Source organism: Metabacillus fastidiosus NBRC 101226 (assembly GCF_001591625.1).
Taxonomy (GTDB): Bacteria; Bacillota; Bacilli; order Bacillales; family Bacillaceae; genus Metabacillus; species Metabacillus fastidiosus.
Window position 1 is genome coordinate 1 of sequence record NZ_BCVG01000047.1, and the last position, 20,404, is coordinate 20,404.

At 35.8% G+C, this 20,404-nt stretch carries 21 protein-coding genes; 18 read left to right on the forward strand and 3 right to left on the reverse strand.

The features are described 5' to 3' along the window. The first annotated feature begins 244 nt into the window (after positions 1–244). Together BFA01S_RS12245 and BFA01S_RS12250 are read left to right on the forward strand one after the other, a co-directional pair. The gene (locus BFA01S_RS12245; RefSeq protein WP_066230610.1) at positions 245–1,171 is read left to right on the forward strand and encodes a manganese-dependent inorganic pyrophosphatase; all 927 of its coding nucleotides are present in this window, start codon (positions 245–247) and stop codon (positions 1,169–1,171) included. Positions 1,172–1,309: 138 nt separating this feature from the next. After that, positions 1,310–1,933 carry a spore coat protein gene (locus BFA01S_RS12250; protein WP_066230613.1) on the forward strand — a complete coding sequence of 208 codons (624 nt, stop codon included), beginning with the start codon at positions 1,310–1,312 and terminating at the stop codon, positions 1,931–1,933. Positions 1,934–2,002: 69 nt separating this feature from the next. Here BFA01S_RS12250 and BFA01S_RS12255 read toward each other — a convergent pair whose 3' ends face one another. Then, a complete protein-coding gene (locus BFA01S_RS12255; RefSeq protein ID WP_066230616.1) occupies positions 2,003–2,221 on the reverse strand; it encodes a hypothetical protein in 219 nt (72 codons plus the stop codon). A gap of 213 nt (positions 2,222–2,434) precedes the next feature. Here BFA01S_RS12255 and BFA01S_RS12260 point away from each other — a divergent pair, with 213 nt between their 5' ends. The 7 genes from BFA01S_RS12260 (at position 2,435) to BFA01S_RS12290 (ending at position 9,416) form a co-directional block, all read left to right on the forward strand. Next, entirely contained in the window at positions 2,435–2,857 is a 423-nt protein-coding gene (locus BFA01S_RS12260) for a DUF1284 domain-containing protein (RefSeq protein ID WP_066230620.1), read from the forward strand. 132 nt (positions 2,858–2,989) lie between these two features. Next, positions 2,990–3,745 (forward strand): exodeoxyribonuclease III, encoded by a 756-nt coding sequence (locus BFA01S_RS12265; protein ID WP_066230623.1) that lies wholly within the window; start codon positions 2,990–2,992, stop codon positions 3,743–3,745. Positions 3,746–3,769: 24 nt separating this feature from the next. Further along, positions 3,770–6,334, forward strand: a complete 2,565-nt coding sequence (locus BFA01S_RS12270) for a helicase-related protein (protein WP_066230625.1) — start codon at positions 3,770–3,772, stop codon at positions 6,332–6,334. A gap of 233 nt (positions 6,335–6,567) precedes the next feature. Next, positions 6,568–6,765, forward strand: a complete 198-nt coding sequence (locus BFA01S_RS12275) for an IDEAL domain-containing protein (protein ID WP_066230628.1) — start codon at positions 6,568–6,570, stop codon at positions 6,763–6,765. Positions 6,766–6,916: 151 nt separating this feature from the next. After that, positions 6,917–7,633: a DsbA family oxidoreductase gene (locus tag BFA01S_RS12280; RefSeq protein WP_066230631.1), complete on the forward strand. Its 717-nt coding sequence runs from the start codon at positions 6,917–6,919 to the stop codon at positions 7,631–7,633. Between the two features lie 235 nt (positions 7,634–7,868). Beyond that, positions 7,869–8,675 carry an adenosylmethionine decarboxylase gene (gene speD / locus BFA01S_RS12285; RefSeq protein ID WP_066230686.1) on the forward strand — a complete coding sequence of 269 codons (807 nt, stop codon included), beginning with the start codon at positions 7,869–7,871 and terminating at the stop codon, positions 8,673–8,675. A 33-nt stretch (positions 8,676–8,708) separates the two neighbouring features. Then, a complete protein-coding gene (locus tag BFA01S_RS12290) occupies positions 8,709–9,416 on the forward strand; it encodes a DNA alkylation repair protein (protein ID WP_066230634.1) in 708 nt (235 codons plus the stop codon). Positions 9,417–9,423: 7 nt separating this feature from the next. On the opposite strand, the gene BFA01S_RS12295 is transcribed toward BFA01S_RS12290, so the two are convergent. Beyond that, positions 9,424–10,062 (reverse strand): SIMPL domain-containing protein, encoded by a 639-nt coding sequence (locus BFA01S_RS12295; RefSeq protein ID WP_169800481.1) that lies wholly within the window; start codon positions 10,060–10,062, stop codon positions 9,424–9,426. Between the two features lie 109 nt (positions 10,063–10,171). Beyond that, positions 10,172–10,360 carry a hypothetical protein gene (locus BFA01S_RS12300; protein ID WP_066230642.1) on the reverse strand — a complete coding sequence of 63 codons (189 nt, stop codon included), beginning with the start codon at positions 10,358–10,360 and terminating at the stop codon, positions 10,172–10,174. A 668-nt stretch (positions 10,361–11,028) separates the two neighbouring features. Here BFA01S_RS12300 and fabF point away from each other — a divergent pair. The 9 genes from fabF to BFA01S_RS12345 all read left to right on the forward strand — a co-directional run bounded on the left by fabF (position 11,029) and on the right by BFA01S_RS12345 (position 20,284). After that, a complete protein-coding gene (fabF, locus tag BFA01S_RS12305) occupies positions 11,029–12,267 on the forward strand; it encodes a beta-ketoacyl-ACP synthase II (RefSeq protein WP_066230644.1) in 1,239 nt (412 codons plus the stop codon). 9 nt (positions 12,268–12,276) lie between these two features. Continuing rightward, entirely contained in the window at positions 12,277–12,864 is a 588-nt protein-coding gene (locus BFA01S_RS12310; protein WP_235843018.1) for a branched-chain amino acid aminotransferase, read from the forward strand. 145 nt (positions 12,865–13,009) lie between these two features. Continuing rightward, positions 13,010–14,209: a GTP-binding protein gene (locus BFA01S_RS12315; protein ID WP_066230648.1), complete on the forward strand. Its 1,200-nt coding sequence runs from the start codon at positions 13,010–13,012 to the stop codon at positions 14,207–14,209. A 75-nt stretch (positions 14,210–14,284) separates the two neighbouring features. Beyond that, positions 14,285–14,434 (forward strand): 50S ribosomal protein L33, encoded by a 150-nt coding sequence (gene rpmG / locus BFA01S_RS12320; RefSeq protein ID WP_066230651.1) that lies wholly within the window; start codon positions 14,285–14,287, stop codon positions 14,432–14,434. Between the two features lie 223 nt (positions 14,435–14,657). After that, entirely contained in the window at positions 14,658–14,954 is a 297-nt protein-coding gene (locus BFA01S_RS12325; RefSeq protein WP_066230654.1) for a hypothetical protein, read from the forward strand. A 487-nt stretch (positions 14,955–15,441) separates the two neighbouring features. Beyond that, positions 15,442–16,065 (forward strand): hypothetical protein, encoded by a 624-nt coding sequence (locus BFA01S_RS12330; RefSeq protein WP_066230656.1) that lies wholly within the window; start codon positions 15,442–15,444, stop codon positions 16,063–16,065. A gap of 557 nt (positions 16,066–16,622) precedes the next feature. After that, positions 16,623–18,668, forward strand: coding sequence for a bifunctional diguanylate cyclase/phosphodiesterase (locus BFA01S_RS12335; protein WP_169800482.1), 2,046 nt, complete (start codon positions 16,623–16,625; stop codon positions 18,666–18,668). 43 nt (positions 18,669–18,711) lie between these two features. Further along, the gene (locus BFA01S_RS12340; RefSeq protein ID WP_066230661.1) at positions 18,712–19,827 is read left to right on the forward strand and encodes an NAD(P)/FAD-dependent oxidoreductase; all 1,116 of its coding nucleotides are present in this window, start codon (positions 18,712–18,714) and stop codon (positions 19,825–19,827) included. Between the two features lie 76 nt (positions 19,828–19,903). After that, complete coding sequence (locus tag BFA01S_RS12345) at positions 19,904–20,284, forward strand: nucleotide excision repair endonuclease (RefSeq protein ID WP_066230664.1); 381 nt, start codon at positions 19,904–19,906, stop codon at positions 20,282–20,284. The last annotated feature ends 120 nt before the right edge of the window (positions 20,285–20,404 follow it).

Consider the following 20,404-nt stretch of genomic DNA (forward strand, 5'->3'; position numbering starts at 1 on the left):
GCAAGCGACGTATGTGTGAGCCGCATCGTGCAGGCCTCAGCTAACCATAAGTGGGGATGAGAAAAACCCCTAATTATGGAAGTTTCATTTTATTAAAAATGAGTGAAATTAAAATTTTCTTCATCAATTTAACAATTTACAGCACAAACGCACGCATTTTATTGTAAAATAGGGGCAGGATATAGTTTTCATTACATAAAGGAAAAATATATCGTTCATTATTTGAAAACGAAGGAGTAGAACAATGGAGAAAGTACTTATTTTTGGACACAAAAGCCCTGATACAGATACAATTTGCTCTGCAATTGCGTATGCTGAATTAAAAAACAAATTAGGTGTTAACGCTGAGCCTGTTCGTTTAGGCGAAATTAACGGGGAAACAAAATATGCGCTTGATCATTTTAAAGTGGATGTACCTCGTTTAGTAGAAAAAGTTGCTGCAGAAGCGAAAAATGTTATTTTAGTTGACCATAATGAGCGTCAGCAAAGTGCGGAAGATATTGATCAAGTACGTGTATTGGAAGTAATTGACCACCACCGTATCGCAAATTTCGAAACGAGTGATCCATTATATTATCGTGCTGAGCCTGTTGGTTGTACAGCAACTATTTTAAATAAACTATACAAAGAAAACGGTGTTGAAATTCGTAAAGAAATCGCAGGTTTAATGCTGTCTGCTATTATTTCTGATTCTTTACTTTTCAAATCACCGACTTGCACAGATGAGGACATCGCTGCGGCAAAAGAATTAGCGGAAATCGCTGGTGTTGACAGTGCAAGCTACGGTTTGGAAATGTTAAAAGCTGGTGCTGATCTAAGCGACAAAACGATCGCTGATCTTATTACTCTTGATGCAAAAGAATTCCAGATGGGTGATTCTAAAGTAGAAATTGCACAAGTGAATGCAGTTGACACAAATGACGTTTTAGCGCGTCAAGCTGAAATAGAAGCAGCGCTTCAAGAAGTAATTGCACAAAAACAATTAGATTTATTCGTATTTGTTGTAACGGATATTTTAAATAATGACTCTGTTGCATTAGCACTTGGAAATAAAGTAAGTGCTGTTGAGGAAGCATACGGTGTGAAATTAGATAATAACCTAGCTGTCCTTAAAGGTGTTGTATCACGTAAAAAACAAATCGTACCTGTTTTAACAGATACTTTAAAATAGTAAAATGGAGACTGGCCCTCTAATGGGTCAGTCTTTTTTTGAAGATTTTACTTATTATGTCTATTTAAAAAATGAATGATTCTCCTTTATTAACTCATAATAAATGCGTAAGTTATTTTATTTAGAGGAGGAATTGTAATGATAAACCAACAAGGACAGCAAGTACATGAAAATATGCAGACTGGTACTATTCCCCAGCAATTAAACCATGGCGGTCATGAGTTTTTTGACGTGAGTGAAATATTATCAGGTTCCATCGGTGTAATAAATGAATATACGTTAATAAGAGATCATATAAAAGATCAAGAATTATTAGATATTCTTGATCGTCAGCATGCATTTATGAAGCAGGAATATAATACACTTGTTGAGGCTTTTAAAACGGGAAGTAAGCCATCTGTTTCTATTACAAGTTACAATATGAAACAAAACAATGATTTTATTTATGGGCTTAAACCTTCACAGCCGAAAAAACCTGCGCAAAGTGCATCAGATTTACAAGATCAATGTTTTTCAAACTTAATGTTAGGTGCAGTGAAATCATGTGCTTCAGCAAAAGCAATGGCTGCATTAGAATGTACTAACCCAGTTGTTCGCCGTGTTATTGCTGATTCCGTGCCGGACAGTATTGAAATGGCATATGAAATTTCTCTTTACCAAAATAAGCACCATTATTATCAAGTTCCGCAATTAAAAGAGGAAGATATGCAGCAAATTTTAAACAGCTATGCACCAGTACAGGGTAACAACATAACACATTAAAAGTTTTAAAAGAAAAGCGCTCAGGATTGAATCTGAGCGTTTTAAAAATTGTCTGTTCATTAAAAGACGTTAACTTTCTTTGTAATCAATATTTTCTTTAATATAGTCAGCATCTTCTTTATCGATTTTGTAATATTCTACCTCGTCCCAGCTTTCCCCGCTACGCTTGCTTATAATAGCGCCTTCGTTTGTGAACCATACTTTGGAGTCAATTAAGCCGACCGAACGCTTTGGGCTTATTACTTCAATATAAATATTTGGGTTTTCTTTATCTGGGTTTGCATTCATATAAAATTTCCATGTATCTTTTAAAAATAACAAGGGTACATGAAGTAATGTATTCCTACAATTTTGAAGTAAGTCAATTAATTTTAATGAAAATAGGGATGCTGAATTTTCTATGGCTTATATTAAAAAACAATCATCTCTTTTTCTTAATTTTCAATCTCATATATGTTAACTTAATATTATTATTCGTTTTCATATATGGAGGCTTGTAAAATGTATAAAAGAATGTTGAGAGGACACCATCTTCTTTGTGTCCACGGTTTTGAAGGAATGGGCTATAGTCCGGCTTTTATTGAAAAGATGGCGGAAATTGTAGATGAAATAAGAGATGAAACATTAGATTATCCAATTAAAGTAGTGAAAGGATTAGATGAAACGTGTTTCTGTTGTCCCCATAAAGGAGACGGCTTTTGCAATTCTCCGATGTCTGATTCTATCGTTACGAATTTGGATCAAAATGTATTGACTCATTTAGGACTAAAGAGCGGAGAAATTTATAAAAAGAGTGAGCTCGTTTCAAAGGTTGCTGAACTCGTTGAACCTGATGATCTTGATTTTCTGTGTGAAGGCTGCTCATGGCTTAGCTACGGAGTATGCAAAAAAGGAATTTCAACATTAAAACGTAAGATGCTGTAATTGTTTAAAGAAGATTTTTGTCAGAAGAATATGTGTTTAAATTAACGGTAGGCATGTATTCTTGCTTTAAGACAAACAGAAAGGTGAGTGGTAAAATAATAAGGAATGATAAATAAGGAGAAAATACATAATATGAAATTGGTTTCTTGGAATGTTAACGGGCTTAGAGCATGTGTACGAAAAGGATTTATCGATTATTTTCATGAGCTTAATGCAGACATTTTCTGCGTGCAGGAGACAAAATTGCAGGAAGGGCAAATTGAGCTTGAACTGGAAGGATATGAGCAGTACTGGAATTATGCCATAAAAAAAGGCTATTCAGGTACAGCTATTTTTACGAAGAAAAAGCCGGTCTCTGTGCGCTACGGACTAGGTGAGGAACAGTGGGATCAGGAAGGAAGAGTCATTACTTTAGAATTTGATTCGTTCTTTTTAGTAAATGTATATACACCGAATTCCCAGCGGGATTTAGCAAGGTTGTCATACAGACTTGGATGGGAAGATTATATTCTTACATACTTGAAAAATTTAGATGCGGAAAAACCGGTTATTTTATGCGGTGATTTAAATGTTGCCCATCAGGAGATTGATTTAAAAAACTACAAGACAAATAAGGGTAACTCCGGATTTACAATAGAAGAGCGCGGAAAAATGACAGAGCTTTTAAATAGCGGTTTTGTCGATACATTCCGTTATTTTTATCCTGATAAAGAAGATGCGTACACATGGTGGTCGTATATGGCTAAAGTGAGAGAGCGGAATATTGGCTGGAGAATTGATTATTTCATCGCTTCAAGCAGGCTGGCAGCTTCACTGACCGATGCAAAAATCCATCCGCATATATTAGGGAGCGATCATTGCCCTGTTGAGCTTGAACTTGATCTTTAAACTATGTGAAAAAGGTGACAGCTAATGGAAAAACTGAAGGAATTACATGTGCAGGCGATTGAGAAAACGAAACAAACAGTGCATGAAGAAATTGAGAAATTTTTAGAAGAACAAGAAGACATGCCTTCCTATGAAGAGTTTATAGAACAAAGAAAGCAGTATATTGCGCAAATATGGGTGAATGTCTGGTCAAATTTGGCGACGAGCCGTTTCAAGAGAAAAGAGAAAATCTCTTATCTGCTTGAAAAAGGGTATGAATTTGATGTGAAAAATAAAAATATTATAAATAAATTATTTCGTGATGAAATAAGATTGTATGAACCTTTTGGCGTGCTTGACTGGCTGAGCAGTGAAAGCTTTGATGATTGGGAAGCACGTTATGAAGCTGCACGGAGCCGTTTTCAGCAAAAACAAAAGGAAATGAAAGAAGCATTTGAAAAAGAGAAAAATGAAGAGCTTATTAAACATACGGCTCAAACGATATTAATAGACAGAAAAGAACGGATTTATTTACATATTCGATATTATATTGCGGGCAAACTGGCATATGATTTTCATCATAAAAGCCGCTATGAATTAGTAGAGGCGATGTATGAAGATGAGCTTCAGGAACAAGGGGTTTTTCATGCAGATCATTATCCAGCTGTTGCTGATTTTTTGTCTGAATTAACAGGGGAAGCAACAAAAATAGAACTATGGGACGGCAACTATTTTGAATATGAGACATATGGTGATCGATATGAAAGACTTGTTCATCATTATGTCCATGAGGAGATTCCTGAACGGATTCTTGAGGAAATTCCATCTGACTTTTCTGATCAGTATGAAATGTTGCATAGTGAAGAATTAACAGTGGAAAGCATAGATCAGCTTATTTATTATCATCTTGAACAAATCAAAATGGATTGTATTGATTTGATTGAAGAAGAGGACATAAATGATTTATTGAGGCTGTCTGAAATAGAGTTTGATCCAGCTGTCCATAAGAGCTTGTATGAAAAAGACAAGGAAGAGCGGGAACGAAGAAAAGCCGAGCAGTTAGCAGAAATAAAAAGAAAAGAAGAAGAAGAAAAGAGAATGCTTGATGATATATTCGGACGTGAATATGGTCCTTCATCAGGAGGAAATGTCGAGTATGTGCTGCATGTCGGCGATACGAATACGGGAAAAACGTATCAAGCTTTAAAAACAATGATGGAAGCACCAAGCGGTCTCTATTTAGCACCACTTAGATTATTGGCACTTGAAGTGTACGATAAATTAAATAAAGAAGGTGTTCCGTGTAATTTAAAAACAGGAGAAGAAGAGAAAGTTGTTTCAGGTGCATCACATATTTCCTGCACAGTGGAAATGTTTTATGAAAAAGAGTCTTATGATGTAGTCGTTATTGATGAAGCACAGCTTATTGCAGATAAGGACCGGGGTTTTTCATGGTATAAAGCAATTACGAAAGCGAAGGCAAAAGAAGTGCATATTATCGGCAGTAACAGTATGAGAGAAATGATTTTGGAGCTCTTAGGTGACGCTAATATTACGATTTATGAATATACTCGGAATACTCCGCTTGAAGTAGAAAAAACTCCTTTTCGTTTTAAATATGTACAAAAAGGGGATGCACTTATTTGTTTTTCAAGAAGAAAAGTTCTTGAAACAGCTGCAAGAATTCAAAATGATGGTCATTCCGTCAGCATGATTTATGGAAGTATGCCTCCGGAAACGAGGAAAAAGCAGATGAATCGTTTCATTGAAGGAGAAACGAAAGTAATCGTTGCAACCGATGCGATCGGTCTCGGATTAAACTTGCCGATCAGAAGAATTATTTTTTTAGACAATGAAAAATTTGACGGAACTCGAAGAAGAAGGCTTACTTCACAGGAAGTGAAGCAAATTGCCGGGCGTGCAGGCCGAAAAGGAATATATGACATTGGAAAAGTTGCTTTCATGTCTGATGTAAAGAAGATGGCAGCACTCCTTCATGATGAAGACCGCCCGATTGCAACATTTGCAATCGCACCGACTACTTCCGTATTTGAACGTTTTCAAAAATATCATCATGATCTCGGAACTTTCTTTGAACTGTGGAAAAAGTTTGAGAGCCCATTTGGAACGAAGAAAGCAAGCCTTCAGGAAGAACGGGAACTATATGATATTATTCGTCATACAGAAGTGGAAGCACGTCTTTCGCTAGATGATCTTTACGGCTTTCTCCATTTACCGTTTTCCGCAAAAGAACCGACACTTATTAAGCAATGGCGTGATACGATGTTTGCGATTGTAAATAAAGAAGAACTGCCGGAGCCGGAAATACGAACGAGAAATCTGGAGGAACTTGAATTAACATATAAAGCAATAGGCCTGCAATTATTATTTCTCTATCGTTTAGGAAGAGGGACAGAAGCAATTTACTGGGAAAGAGAACGGGAAAAAATAAGTGATGAGGTACATGAACGTTTAAAAACAGAAGTGAAAAAAATGACGAAGAAATGTAAACGCTGCGGAAGAAAACTGCCGCTCGAGTTTAAATTCGCCATCTGCGATTCCTGCCATGCAGCAAGGTATATGATGTATGATGATTTTGATAATATTTAAAAAGGAGCTGATCGAATATGATCGGCTTTTTTGCATTGTATCCTATTCTTAACTATCAGCGGGGGAGGAAAGCCTTCTTTTATTTTATAGATAATAAGCGAAAGGAATATATAGCATAATATATAATTTAAAAATAATTATTGTAGAAATTGGTAGAAATAAAAAGAACGATAATATTTGAAAAGTCTGAAAATTCATGCTACAATCGAAAAAAGGTCAAGGAGCTGATACCAATGAAAAAATATTTACTTAATGCACCTGAAAACAATGTTGAAAATGTAATGGATTCTCTACTTGCTGAAATGGTGTTAGACAAAGCTCTCCGTGATTTCCGCAAAAAGAAAATTCAAATGGAAATAGACCAGTCATTAGAAAAAAGAAATAAAGAAGAGTTTTTTAGATTAACATCAGAGTTGAAAGAAATTTCATAAATGTTTAAATAGATAAATATAGAAGAAGTCTGGATGAATAATGAGCCAGGCTTCTTTTTGCATTATTTGGCTGTTTTCAGGCAAATATTATGATAGGCGACGAAAGAATATGGTATGATACTAACATCATTTTTGTACGAGGAGTGTTTTTATGAAAATAGAAGTATGGTCGGATTTTGCCTGTCCATTTTGTTATATTGGAAAACGTCGTTTGGAAGAAGCTTTAATGAATTTCCCTCATAAAAATGAAGTGGATATTTTATTCAAAAGTTTTGAACTTGATCCAAATGCAAGCCTTGATACAGAGTTATCTATAAATGAAATTTTAGCGAAAAAATACGGGATGTCGATCGAAAAAGCAAAAGCGATGAATGCAAGCGTCGGTCAGCAGGCTGCAGCTGTCGGTTTGACATTCGAATTTGACAATATGAAGCCGACTAATACATTTGATGCGCATCGTTTAGCAAAACTTGCCGAGTCAAAAGGAAAAGATAAGGAAATGACAGAACAATTATTAAAAGCATACTTTACTGATTCTGAACATATTGGTAACCATGATACATTACTTAAAATTGTAGAAGAAGCCGGCTTAAACAGAGAGGAGGCAAAATCAGTTTTAGAAAGTGAGGATTTTGCTGAACATGTTCGTGCTGATGAGATGGAAGCGAGAGAAATTGGTGTGCAAGGTGTGCCATTTTTCGTTATTAACCGTAAGTATGCAATCTCAGGAGCTCAGCCTGTAGAAGTTTTCAATGATACTTTACAAAAAGTTTGGGAAGAAGAGAATAAGAAAATTTCTTTGGAACAAATAAAAGGAAATGAAGCTGGAGTTTGTACAGAAGACGGATGTGAGCTGCCGGAAAAGTAAGATTTATAAAATGAATCTTCAATAAGTGAGTTTTTCATCCCCTATTTTCTTCTAGTTATTTGAGGATCTTGAGGCGGGAGTCTTACTGTCTGTTAAGTGGAAGATAAACATATGACTAGTCTAATGGAAATATGACTAGTCTTTTTCTGTATAAATAGCAGGAGAAAGTTTTTTTATAATGAAAATGGGCAATAGTATGAATGATAAAGAAATTTTAAAAGGGTGGTATTGTATTTTGAAAATAACACCAGATCAGCGAATTCAGCTGCACGGTTTTAATAATTTAACGAAATCATTAAGCTTTAATATGTACGATATTTGTTATACGAAAACAAAGGAAGAGCGCGAAGCATATATTGAATATATTGATGAGCAATATAATGCAGATCGGCTGACAAATATTTTAAAGACTGTTTCTGATATTATCGGCGCACATGTATTAAACGTTGCAAAACAAGATTATATTCCACAAGGTGCGAGTGTGACGATATTAGTATCAGAAGGACCAGTTGTAGAAATCCCTACTGAATCGCTGCAAGAATCACCAGGGCCATTGCCAAGCGCTGTTGTAATGGGATTAGATAAAAGTCATATTACTGTTCATACATATCCGGAATTTCATCCGAACGAGGGAATTAGTACATTCCGTGCCGATATTGATGTCTCAACATGCGGAGAAATATCTCCTTTAAAAGCATTAAACTATCTCATTCATTCATTCGATACAGATATTATGACGATGGATTACCGTGTTCGCGGTTTTACTAGAGATATTAAAGGACAAAAGCTTTTTATTGATCATGATATTAATTCTATTCAAAATTACATTCCTGATAATGTAAAGGAACTTTTTGATATGATTGATGTCAACATTTATCAGGAAAATATTTTTCATACAAAATGTAAATTGAAAGAATTCGATCTTAATAATTATTTGTTCGGTACCAAGAAAGATAAATTATCAGAAGAAGAGATAGGAGAAATAACAGAAAAACTGAAGATCGAAATGGATGAGATTTTTTACGGGAAGAATATAAAGTAGTAGTATAATTAAGCAGTGGGGGGGAGGGTTAGCATGACTTACGATGAAATAATGGAAAAATTGAAACAGCTTGGAACAGAGCAAACGAAAAAAACATTTATCCGCCACGGTGCAAAAGAGCCTTTTTTCGGAGTGAAAGTCGGAGATCTTAAAAAATTAGTGAAATTTGTGAAGAAGGATCATTCATTAGCTTTAGCTCTATACAATTCAGGAAATCACGATGCCATGTATTTAGCTGGACTTTCCGTAAATCCAAAATTAATGACGAAGGAAAATTTACAAGATTGGGCGGAAAAAGCAAATTGGTCGATGCTTGCAGAATATACAGTTGCCGGAGTTGCTGCTGAGAGCGATTATGCACTGGAATTAGCGAGAGAATGGATTCATTCAAGCGATGAATTAATTAGTGCAGCTGGCTGGAGTACATATGCTAATTATTTATCGATAACAGAAGATGAAAAATTAGATTTAGATGAAATCAGCCGTCTTTTAACTACTGTAGAACAATCCATTCATAAAGAAAGAAATCGTGTTCGTTACACAATGAATAGTTTTGTTATTTCGGTTGGAGGGTATATACTTCTGTTGAGTGATAAAGCGAAAATGGCTGCAGAGCAAATAGGGAAAGTCCATGTAGAATTCGGAACAACGGCATGCAAAGTACCTTTAGCAATAGATTACATAAAGAAAATGGAAGCAAAGGATAGATTAGGAGTAAAGAGAAAAACATGTATATGTTAATGGAGTTTCAATACTGAAAAGTAGCTGCTATCTTCGCTTCGATTTCCACTTCACGTCTTTGGATAGGAGTAGCAGCTTGTTCCTGTGCCATGAAAGGAGCTGCTTTTGCCTGAAAAAGGACGGGGGAGCCTTCTTCTTTTATATTTATCGGTATAGGCAGTACAGCGGTACCCATTTGCTGTCCTAATGCCTTTGCTTTTTCCTTTGCATTTTCTAAGGCGAGCTGTAACGCTTTTTTATAATATACATCTTCATTAGAAAGTTTAAATTGCAGGCTGCTTATAACATTTGCCCCGCTTGAAACAGCAGCATCATACACTTCACCGATTTTTTGTATATCCCTGATTGTTACTTCAAGGATATGCTCCACACGATACCCTTTAAAAACGGAAGCGCCTTCTACATAGTCATATTTTGGCTGAACAGTGTAAGAGATTGTTTGAATATCATTATCGGAAATTCCTGCATTTTTCAATGTTTGAATTACTTGATTAGAGCGGACAGCATTTTCCTGCTGGGCAGCATTTACTTGTTCATTTTCTGTCATGATGCCTACGTTTATAACAGCGAGATCGGGCATTATTTTTATACGTGCAGTTCCTTCTACTCTCATTGTATGCTGTAATCTGTCAGCTTTATTTCTCATATAATAATTTGGAAAAGAGGACATAAAAAACCCTTCCTTTGTATAATCATGATGCCTACAATGTATGCAGCACAGATGATTTTGTTACAAAGGAAAGGTTTAAAATTATTTAAAAAATGAGGTAAAGAGCTAGTCCTCCGAATGAAACGAAAATGACGACGAGATAAATAAGTGTAAGACGGGATAAATTACCTTTCGTTCTCTTACTGTAGTTTGAATCGCCTAATCCTCCTATTAAAATCGTACTTACTAATGCGATGATACCAATAAGAATAATTAATATAATAGAAAATTGCATAAAAACCCTCCTAATATAGTAGAAGAAAGACAGTTTTAAATAATTATAAAAGATGGAAGTACATACCATCTTATTCATTGTACTGGTCGTTATTTGAATTTTCAATCTGATAAAGTGAAAGGGAGCATCTCTTTTTGAGAAACTCCCTTTTTATGTTAAAATATAGTTCATATTATTATATTGCACAGAAGGCAAATTCATCGTTAATTTTTGAGCAGATGAGAAGCTTTAATTCGTTTTCTGTTGCTTCATAAAATTGTCGGCCGTCGGGCATTTTGTAACATTGATTTTCGATGAGTGTATCTATGATCTGTTCTTTATCAATATTATTTTGATTTCTTAAAGACATGATTTCACTCCTCTTATGTAAGCGTTTTCAATAATATTATAAAGGAGAAGGGAAGTAATGTCAAATATTCACTTCTCCTTTTTATAATATAAGTAGGAAGGACAAGATAATAGAAATGAACGACAATTGTAGAATACCACTTCCAAGGATTTGATAAAGAGTTGGAAGGAATGGATTGGAAGAGCTTACGCATTGTGATGGAAAAGCAGGAGGGGAAATGGTTTTTAGTTGGAATCATTCATGATGAGTGGACAATATAAAGTGGAATAAAGGCAGTTTGTGTTAAAATATTAGAAAAGTCAAAAGGGAGAGGAAAAAAATGAAAAGGCGAGTTGTTATAACTGGAATGGGAGTGGTAACTCCTTTAGGACATAATGTTGATTCGACATGGGAAAATATAAAAAACGGTGTTTCTGGAATCGCACCCATTACGAGAATTGACAGTGAAAAGTTTAATGTGAAAGTGGCAGGGGAGGTAAAAGATTTTTCTCCTGAGAAATATATGGATATAAAAGAAGCAAGACGAATGGGGAGATTTACGCAATTTGCTGTTGCAGCGAGTAAAATGGCAATGGAAGATGCAAATCTTTCTGTTGGAGAAAATATTGAAGCAGAAAAAATTGGTGTGTGGATCGGTTCAGGAATTGGCGGTTTAGGTGAATTTGAAGATCAGCATAAACGGTTTTTAGATAAAGGGCCGAAACGGGTCAGCCCGTTTATTATTCCGATGCTTATTCCTGACATGGCAGCAGGGCGTGTTTCCATTGAACTTGGTGCGAAGGGAATAAATAATTGTTCTGTCACTGCATGTGCTTCAGGGGCGAATTCAATCGGCGATGCTTTTCGTGTTATTCAAAACGGACAAGCAGATGCGATTATTGCAGGTGGAAGTGAAGCAGCAATTACAGAGATGACGATTGCAGGATTCTCTAACATGACAGCACTTTCAACGAATCCGGATCCGAAAACAGCGAGCAGGCCATTTGATAAAAATCGTGACGGATTTGTTATTGGGGAAGGGGCAGGTATTATTATTTTAGAAGAACTTACTCATGCACTGGCACGTGGAGCAAGAATTTATGGCGAGCTTGCCGGTTACGGGGCAACAGGTGATGCTTTCCACATTACAACACCTGCACCGAACGGGGAAGGTGCCCAGAGAGCGATGAAATTAGCGCTGAAGGATGCCGATGTTTCCACGGAACAAGTTGATTATATTAATGCACATGGTACAAGTACATATTATAATGATCTGTATGAAACAAATGCAGTAAAAGAAGTTTTTGGTGATCGTGCTTATAAACTTTCCATCAGTTCCACAAAATCAATGACAGGACATTTATTAGGTGCAGCAGGAGCAATTGAAGCTATTTTTGCCTTGCTTTCTATAAAAGAAGGAATCATCCCGCCAACTATTAATTACGAAACTAGTGATGAGGAGCTGGATTTAGATTATACACCTAATAAAGCAAAGCACAAAGATGTTAATATTGTAATATCTAATTCTTTAGGCTTTGGTGGTCATAACGCAGCTTTATTATTTAAGAAGTTCAACTAGGAGGAATAATTGTTCATGCTAAAGGATGCAGTAAAAGATTATATAACTGGAAAAGAAAATTTTCGTTTATTTAAAGAAGAAAAAGAGCTTATGGCGAGTGATGAAGTGCTGCCAGTAAGCATAGCAGCAGAAGAAGAAACTGGATATAACCGTTTTTCTGATGCTTATATAGAGAGGGTACATAAAGAAACAGAGGAATTGATTTCAGAGGAAACTGCTGCCGTTTTTTTAAAACAGCCTATCCGTTTTTTGAAGGAAAATAAACAAGAATTTATTTATTTAGAATCAGAAGCGTTAGACATAATTAAAGCAGATGCCCTTACTTTTGAAGAAGATGATGTTTTTAAAACATATACTGTTTTACTGGGACTAAGACAGCCGAAAAAGAAAGGGAATGAAATAAAAGAATTTTTAAGGCAGGAATTAAAAGATGAAAGTTCAGCTTTTCAACTTATGTTTAATGATAAAGACGGACTTTGGGATTTGAATTTTACATTGAATAATTTGAAAGATTTTGATGAAAACATATCATTTGGTGAAGCATATGAATTAATTTACCGCCTTTTATTCCGCTTAGTTACAGCAGTTGAAAAGTAATTTATATAAAGGAACTGACATTGTTATTAACAGTCAGTTCTTTTTTATTTGAAAAATATTCTTTGCTTTTACAGAAAAAATATGTTTTAATCTAAAATATAAATCGAAACTATTACGATTAATAAGAATTGTGAGGGGGAAAGAAATGAATAATCAAATTCCAGTAACAGTTTTAAGCGGTTATTTAGGTTCCGGTAAGACAACTTTATTAAACTACATACTGCAAAATCGTGATGGGCTAAAAGTAGCTGTTATCGTAAATGACATGAGTGAAGTGAATATCGATGCGGAATTAGTAAGGCAGGGAGGAGAATTATCAAGAACGGAAGAAAAGCTCGTTGAATTATCAAATGGCTGCATTTGCTGTACATTGAGAGAAGATTTATTAATTGAAGTTGAAAAACTTGCCAAGGCAGGAAATGTCGATTATATCGTTATTGAATCAACAGGAATTAGTGAACCGATTCCGGTTGCCCAAACATTTTCCTATATTGATGAAGAACTCGGTATTGATTTAACGAAATTTTGCCGGCTTGATACGATGGTAACTGTCGTTGATGCTAATCGTTTCTGGCATGATTTCAGGTCGGGCGACAGCTTGCTTGACAGAAAAGAAGCGATTTCTGAACAGGATGAAAGGGAAATCGCAGATCTGCTCATTGACCAGATTGAATTTTGCGATATTCTTATTTTGAATAAATGTGATCTTGTAGGGGAAGAAGAGCTTGTTAAACTTGAGAAAGTATTGAAAACATTACAGCCTAAAGCGAAAATCATCCGCTCAGAATTCGGGAAAATTAATCCGACGGAAATTTTAAACACAAAACTGTTTAACTTTGAAGAAGCAAGTGCATCGGCAGGCTGGATTAAAGAATTAATAGCAGGACATGAGCATCATACACCGGAAACAGAGGAATACGGTATTTCTTCTTTTGTGTATGAAAGGCGTTTCCCATTTCATTCGGAAAGATTCAATCAATTTATTCATTCTATGCCTGTAAGTATTGTCAGAGCGAAAGGAATTGCATGGTGTGCAACGAGAAATAATTTATCTATCCTCATGTCACAGGCTGGCCCGTCTGTTTCTATTGAGCCTGTTGCTTATTGGGTTGCATCCCTTCCTAAATTAGAAAGGGAACAAATTCTTAGGGAAAATCCGCATCTTTTAAATGAATGGGACGAGGAATATGGGGACCGCCATACGAAGCTTGTCTTTATCGGTATTGACCTTCCAGTACAGGAAATAAGAGAAGAATTAGATACATGTTTATTAACTGATTCAGAAGTAAATGAGGACTGGCTGACATTGCCTGATCCGTTTGAATGGAATTTACAGCAAGCGTAAGGGAAATAGCTTGACATTAATAATAGAGTGCTATAAAATTTAAAACGAAATGATTACGTTTAAGGAGAGTTTACTATGCGTGTTAATATTACTTTGCAATGTACAGAAACAGGGGACAGAAATTATATTACGACGAAAAATAAAAGAAATAATCCGGATAGAATAGAACTTAAAAAATATTCACCAAGACTTAAGAGACACACTATACATAGAGAAACGAAATAAGATTAGTTATATATGACCTAAAACTCTTGATATATAAGAGTTTTAGGTCTTTTCTTTTAGAATTATCCATATTCTGCTCACATCTGCTGAAACTGAAGAAATACTTGAATGTTGGGGATACGGAGAAGATTACCATTTTAAAAATCTGGACAACCTGTAATAAACAGGGCAGAGAACCTACACTGACGATTTTCATCACTTGCCCTTCTAAGGAGGAATTAACATGCAATGTGGTGATTGGATTAAAGTAACTTTGCCTGATAGAAGAGTATTCGGATATGTAAATGGCATCATTGATAAGTATGTGTATGTACGGAAAGTAAAAGTTATCTATCTTCATAATTTAGAAACAGTCAATATATACGAGAATAATCAGTCGGCTTATCTCCTTGATGATGTGAAATTGTGGGGCAACAGCTTACTCAGCAATGACTATACGGAACTGATTAACATAGCGATAGATCGGAAGGATGAAGCTTGGTTTCATGAACTGGCGGGGAGGTTGATTGGCAATGGATGAAAAGATGTTGGAAATCCTAAACTATCACATGAAAGAAGGATTGATCAATTTCTATATAATACAATAAATAACCCAGAATGGCTGGAAAAGGCTCAAAAAGCAGAAAACGCATAGTTGAGCTAAATGCTAAAGGAGATCATATTTCGTGATTTATTTCCATCTATTTGAGAAAATAGATAGATAACTGTAAAAATCATAAAAATATCTAGCGTCATTCACTATTGGACCTGTGAATGGCGTTTTTTGTGTTGGAAGCTTTCATGTGAGGGAAAGCCAAGTACATGGATGAAAGCGAGAGGTGAACAAAGGTCATAAGGAAAAATTAATTCTCTTTTAAAAGAATATGTTGGGGTGGGAGCATAGAGAATGATATAATAAGAGTTTATAGGATGGGTTTGGATTAGCTGTCCAAGCCGAAAAGGAAAACTCCTAACTCCCTGTCTGTGTTAATTTTAGGGGAAGAGCAAATAATGGAGGTTGTTCATATATGAACATGTCAATTACAAGAGCGTTAGCAGAATTGAAGCTTTTAGATAAACGTATTCAATCTACTATGAAAACAACACCTTTTATCAGTTTTTCTGTTGGTGATAAGCCGGTGAACAAATTTGCCACAACGAAAGAATTTGAAGATAAAGCGAAATCAACTTATCAATCTACACTGGACTTGATTAAGCGTCGTAACGTCATTAAATCAGCAATTGTTCTGTCTAATGCAACAACGTCTGTTGAAATTGCAGGGGAGAAATACACGGTAGCTGAAGCGATCGAGCGTAAAACATCTATTGAGTATGAACAACAGCTGTTAGAAAAGATGAAACGTGAGTTTGCGGCAACAACAAGGCAGGTAGAGGATATTAACGACGAAGTGAAAGAACAGTTGGACCGTCAGTTAGAAATTCTGTATGGGCGTGAAGCAAAGTTGAAGGTGGATGAAAGCAACGAGCTGACGAAAAGCTACCGAGATAAACATGAAGCGAAAATTGTTGATCCGCTGAAACTACGTGATACATACGAAAAACTCGAAAAGCGAATTGACGAATTTCTGACTGAGGTAGACTTTGTGCTATCCACTTCAAATACATTGACAGAAATCGAAGTTCCTGAGTAAATAGATATTGTTAGTTAGTCGAAAATCAATAAAACTGAACAGGTGCCAGCGGCTTTGACCTTACAGCCGCTAACTCTTTTATCATATTGGAATGATATAAAACATTGGTTGCGAAGCTATCGCAAATAGGATAAAAGTTCAAAGCTCAAAGATCAGAGTTTAGAGTTCAAAGATCAAATCTCTTATAACTCAAAGTTGAAGGTTCACAGCTAATAAGTTCGATGAAATCCATGAGAACGGCTTATACGGTGGTTGTTCATCGACCGTATTGATTGCCGCATGGCTGACTAGCTAACAAATACATATAAAAAGAGAGCATCCTCTGGGATGCTTTTTTTTATATGTAAAGAAGGTGGGTGGCAGAACGTACTATCGATTATTTTTTCTTCGCTTTTAACTTCTCTTAATATATAATTTGAGTCTTAGTACCTATTTTATATTTTGGGAAAATATAAAAATAGTAGCCTATATTAGTAGTAATGAACTATAATGAATATTATTTAACTTAGTGTATTAAAAATCTAGTTATTAGAGGTAGGTCATTTAATATGTTTTCCTTGCCCGATTTACATGAAATTACGATCCTTCATGGTGAATATTCGACACGAATTGTCATTCTTTCTGTTCTAATCGCCTGTTTTGCTTCTTATACGGCGCTTTCTTTAAATGAAAAAATTCAAAACAATCTTTTCTTTCACCGCTATTTTTGGCTTACATTAGCATCGATTGCGATGGGGCTGGGAATATGGTCGATGCATTTTGTCGGAATGAGTGCATTTATGCTTCCGGTACAGATGAAGTATGATATAGCACTTACTGTATTATCTGTTTTCCCTGCAATTATTGCATCATTTGTCGCATTTTTTATAGCGAATCGTCCGCATCATTCCTTTAGAACATTTAGTGCAGCCGGAATTATGATGGGAATTGGCATTTCGACGATGCATTATGCTGGAATGGCGGCGATGAGGATGGAAGCAGAATTTGTTTATAAGCCGTTGCCATTTATTTTATCTGTCTGTATCGCTATTATTGTTTCCCTTGTTGCTATTTATATTTTCTCTGTAAAGCATCATTTTTTTGCTAACCGCTTGATGAAGCTGACAGCTGCATCAGTTATGGGACTTGCGATTACGAGTATGCATTATATTGGTATGAAGGCGCTTGTTTTCTATGTGGATAATTCTTCAGCAGATTTGACTCACAATATGCATCAAATGGACAGTACTTTGCTCGTTGCCAGCGTGACAATCGGTATCGGGATTTTACTTTCTCTTTCAATTGTAGCAGGCATACTGGATAAATATGTAGACCACCGTTTGAATTATTTTGACTCTTTAACAAAGCTTGCAAACCGGAGACAGTTTGAAAAAACACTTAAAGCGAATTCTGGAAAAACGAGTTTTTTGGCTGTATTACATATACATGGATTAGAGAAATGGAACAGCGGTTTTGGCTATGATTTCGGTGATGCTATCATTCGCAATATTAGTGAAATTTTAGTTTCCTTAAAGCCGAGTTCTATCGATTTATATAGAATTGAAGGAAACCGCTTTGCAATCTTCACTACTGATAAGTATGAATTTGATAGTATGAAACTAACGATGGAGCGATTTTCAGCAATAGTAAAAAGCCCACTGCTTATTAAGGAGCAGAGACCTTTTATTGAAAGTGTTTGGGTCTGTTCCACCTCTAATAATGGGGAGACGGCTGATCAATTATTTGCTAATACATTAGCGGTACTTTATCATCCATCTACTGCATATAAGCATGAGATCATTCATTATAATCCGCAAGTTCATACTTATACTTTTGAACAAAGTTTATTAAATGATATCGAACGGGCGATGGAGGAAGACGAGCTTTATCTCGTATATCAGCCGAAGGTTTGTCCTGTTACCCGTAAGATTAAAAGCTTTGAAGCATTGTTAAGATGGAATCATTCTGTGGAAGGACCATTATCGCCAGCTAAGTTCATTCCGATTTTAGAGGAAAACGGCAAGATGTTCGATGTAACAGACTGGGTTATTCATAAAGCTTGCAAGCAGATTAGTGAATGGTTAGAGACTGGAAAATGTACATGGCATATAGCAGTTAATATACCAGGTGTGTATGTGACTTCCTCGAGATTTAAGAGAACTTTATTAGAAAACACTGCAAAATATGATATTGACACAAAATATTTAGAACTCGAGATAACAGAGACGAGTGTCGTAAGCAATATTGAAAATGCTATTAGAGCAATGGAGGATATTCGAGCAAGCGGCTTCACATTTGCCCTTGATGATTTTGGAACGGGTGTATCTTCTTTATCTTATTTAAAAAAATTGCCGATTTCAACGATAAAAATAGATAAATCCTTTATTGATGGAGTGCCAAATTCGAGGAAAGATTCTTCTATTATTCAAGCGATCATTTCCCTTTGTCAGTCATTAGATTTTAATATTGTTATCGAAGGGGTGGAAGTGAAGGAACAAGTCGATTTCCTTACTTCTATGGCAGAGCGTCCTCTTATTCAGGGGTATTATTTTTCAAAACCATTACCTGCTGCTGATGTTATTTCCTTTGCCGAAGTATTTAAGAATGAAAAAGATTCTTTTTAGTTTAAAATAGAAGAATCAATAAAGAAAAGGTGATGGTTATTAAGTGAAATCTTATATTGTCATTGGTGCAGGTATTCTCGGTGCATCTGCTGCATATCATCTTGCCAAAAGCGGGGTAAATATTACGTTAGTTGACAGAAAGGATGCAGGACAAGCGACAGATGCAGCAGCAGGCATTGTTTGTCCATGGCTTTCACAGCGCCGTAATAAAGCTTGGTATAACTTAGCGAAAAACGGGGCGAAATATTATTCTTCCTTAATAAAAGAGCTTGAAAATGATGGCGAGAATGAGACAGGCTATAAGCGAGTAGGAGCGATCAGCCTTCATACAGACGAAGAAAAACTGAATAAAATGGAGGAACGGGTATATAAAAAGCGTGAAGAAGCACCAGAGATCGGAGAAATAACGAGACTGTCAGCTGAAGAGACAAAAAAGCTTTTTCCTCCTTTACACGAAGATTATTTTTCTCTCCATATTAGCGGAGCAGCACGGGTAAACGGTAGATTGATGTGCCAAGCATTAATAAATGGTGCAAAAAAAAATGGTGCGAATATTTTACATGGGAATGCAAAGCTTAAATATGAGCAAAATAAAGTAACAGGTATTTATGTTGATGGTAAAGAACTGCAAGCAGATGAAGTCATTGTAACAGCCGGCGCCTGGGCGGATGCTCTTTTAGAGCCGTTAGGAATAAAGTTTCTAGTAACTCATCAAAAAGCGCAAATTGTTCATCTGCATATGGATGGTGCTAATACAGATGATTGGCCGGTCGTTATGCCGCCAAATGATCAGTATATTCTTGCTTTTAATGAGGGGAAAATTGTTGTTGGTGCAACACATGAAAATGATACACAATTTGACCGCCGTGTGACAGCAGGGGGATTGTATCATATTTTTCAAAAAGCGTTGACAGTTGCTCCGGGACTATCTGATTGCACAATGGTAGAAACAAGAGTAGGATTCAGACCGTATACACCTGATTTCCTGCCTGTCATTGGAAGGGTACCGGGCTATAGTGGAATAGTAGTGGCGAACGGCCTCGGTGCAACAGGATTAACAGCTGGTCCGTATTTAGGAAAAGAGCTCGCTGAACTTGTACAAGGAAAAGAGACAGAATTGGATTTAAACGATTATAACGTAGCAGGAGCGATGAAATAATATACAATTATAATCGCTTTTCTAACAGACTTATGATACGATTACTTCTGTTATTAAAATGAGGAAGTGACTAAATATGATTAAAATTGATATACCAGTACCTGATATTACGATTACAGAAAGAACACAAACACGTAAAGAAGATGAACCTGTCATAAAGCCTATTCATGGATTTATTGATTTTCACGAAATTCCGAGAGATAAAGGTGGAATTTTTTTATTTTATAATATTAATGATGAGCTTTTATTCGTTGGAAAAGCGAGAAAATTAAGACAGAGAATTAAAAAGCATTTTGAGGATAATGTTTCCCCAATCAAAAACCATAGAGATGAAGTGTATAGAATTGATGTTTGTGTAGTAGAGGACCCGACAGACCGGGAAATTTATGAAACATATATTATTAATAAGCTTCAGTCAAAATATAATATTGATAAAGTTTTTTATAGACAATTATAAAATGAAAGAGACTGTCTAAAAGGGGTAGAAAGCGATCCCTTTTAAACAGCCTCCTGAAAGGCCCCTTTATGAGAATCCAGTAAAATTAAGGATTTCATGATGGGGCCTTTCAGCTTTTAA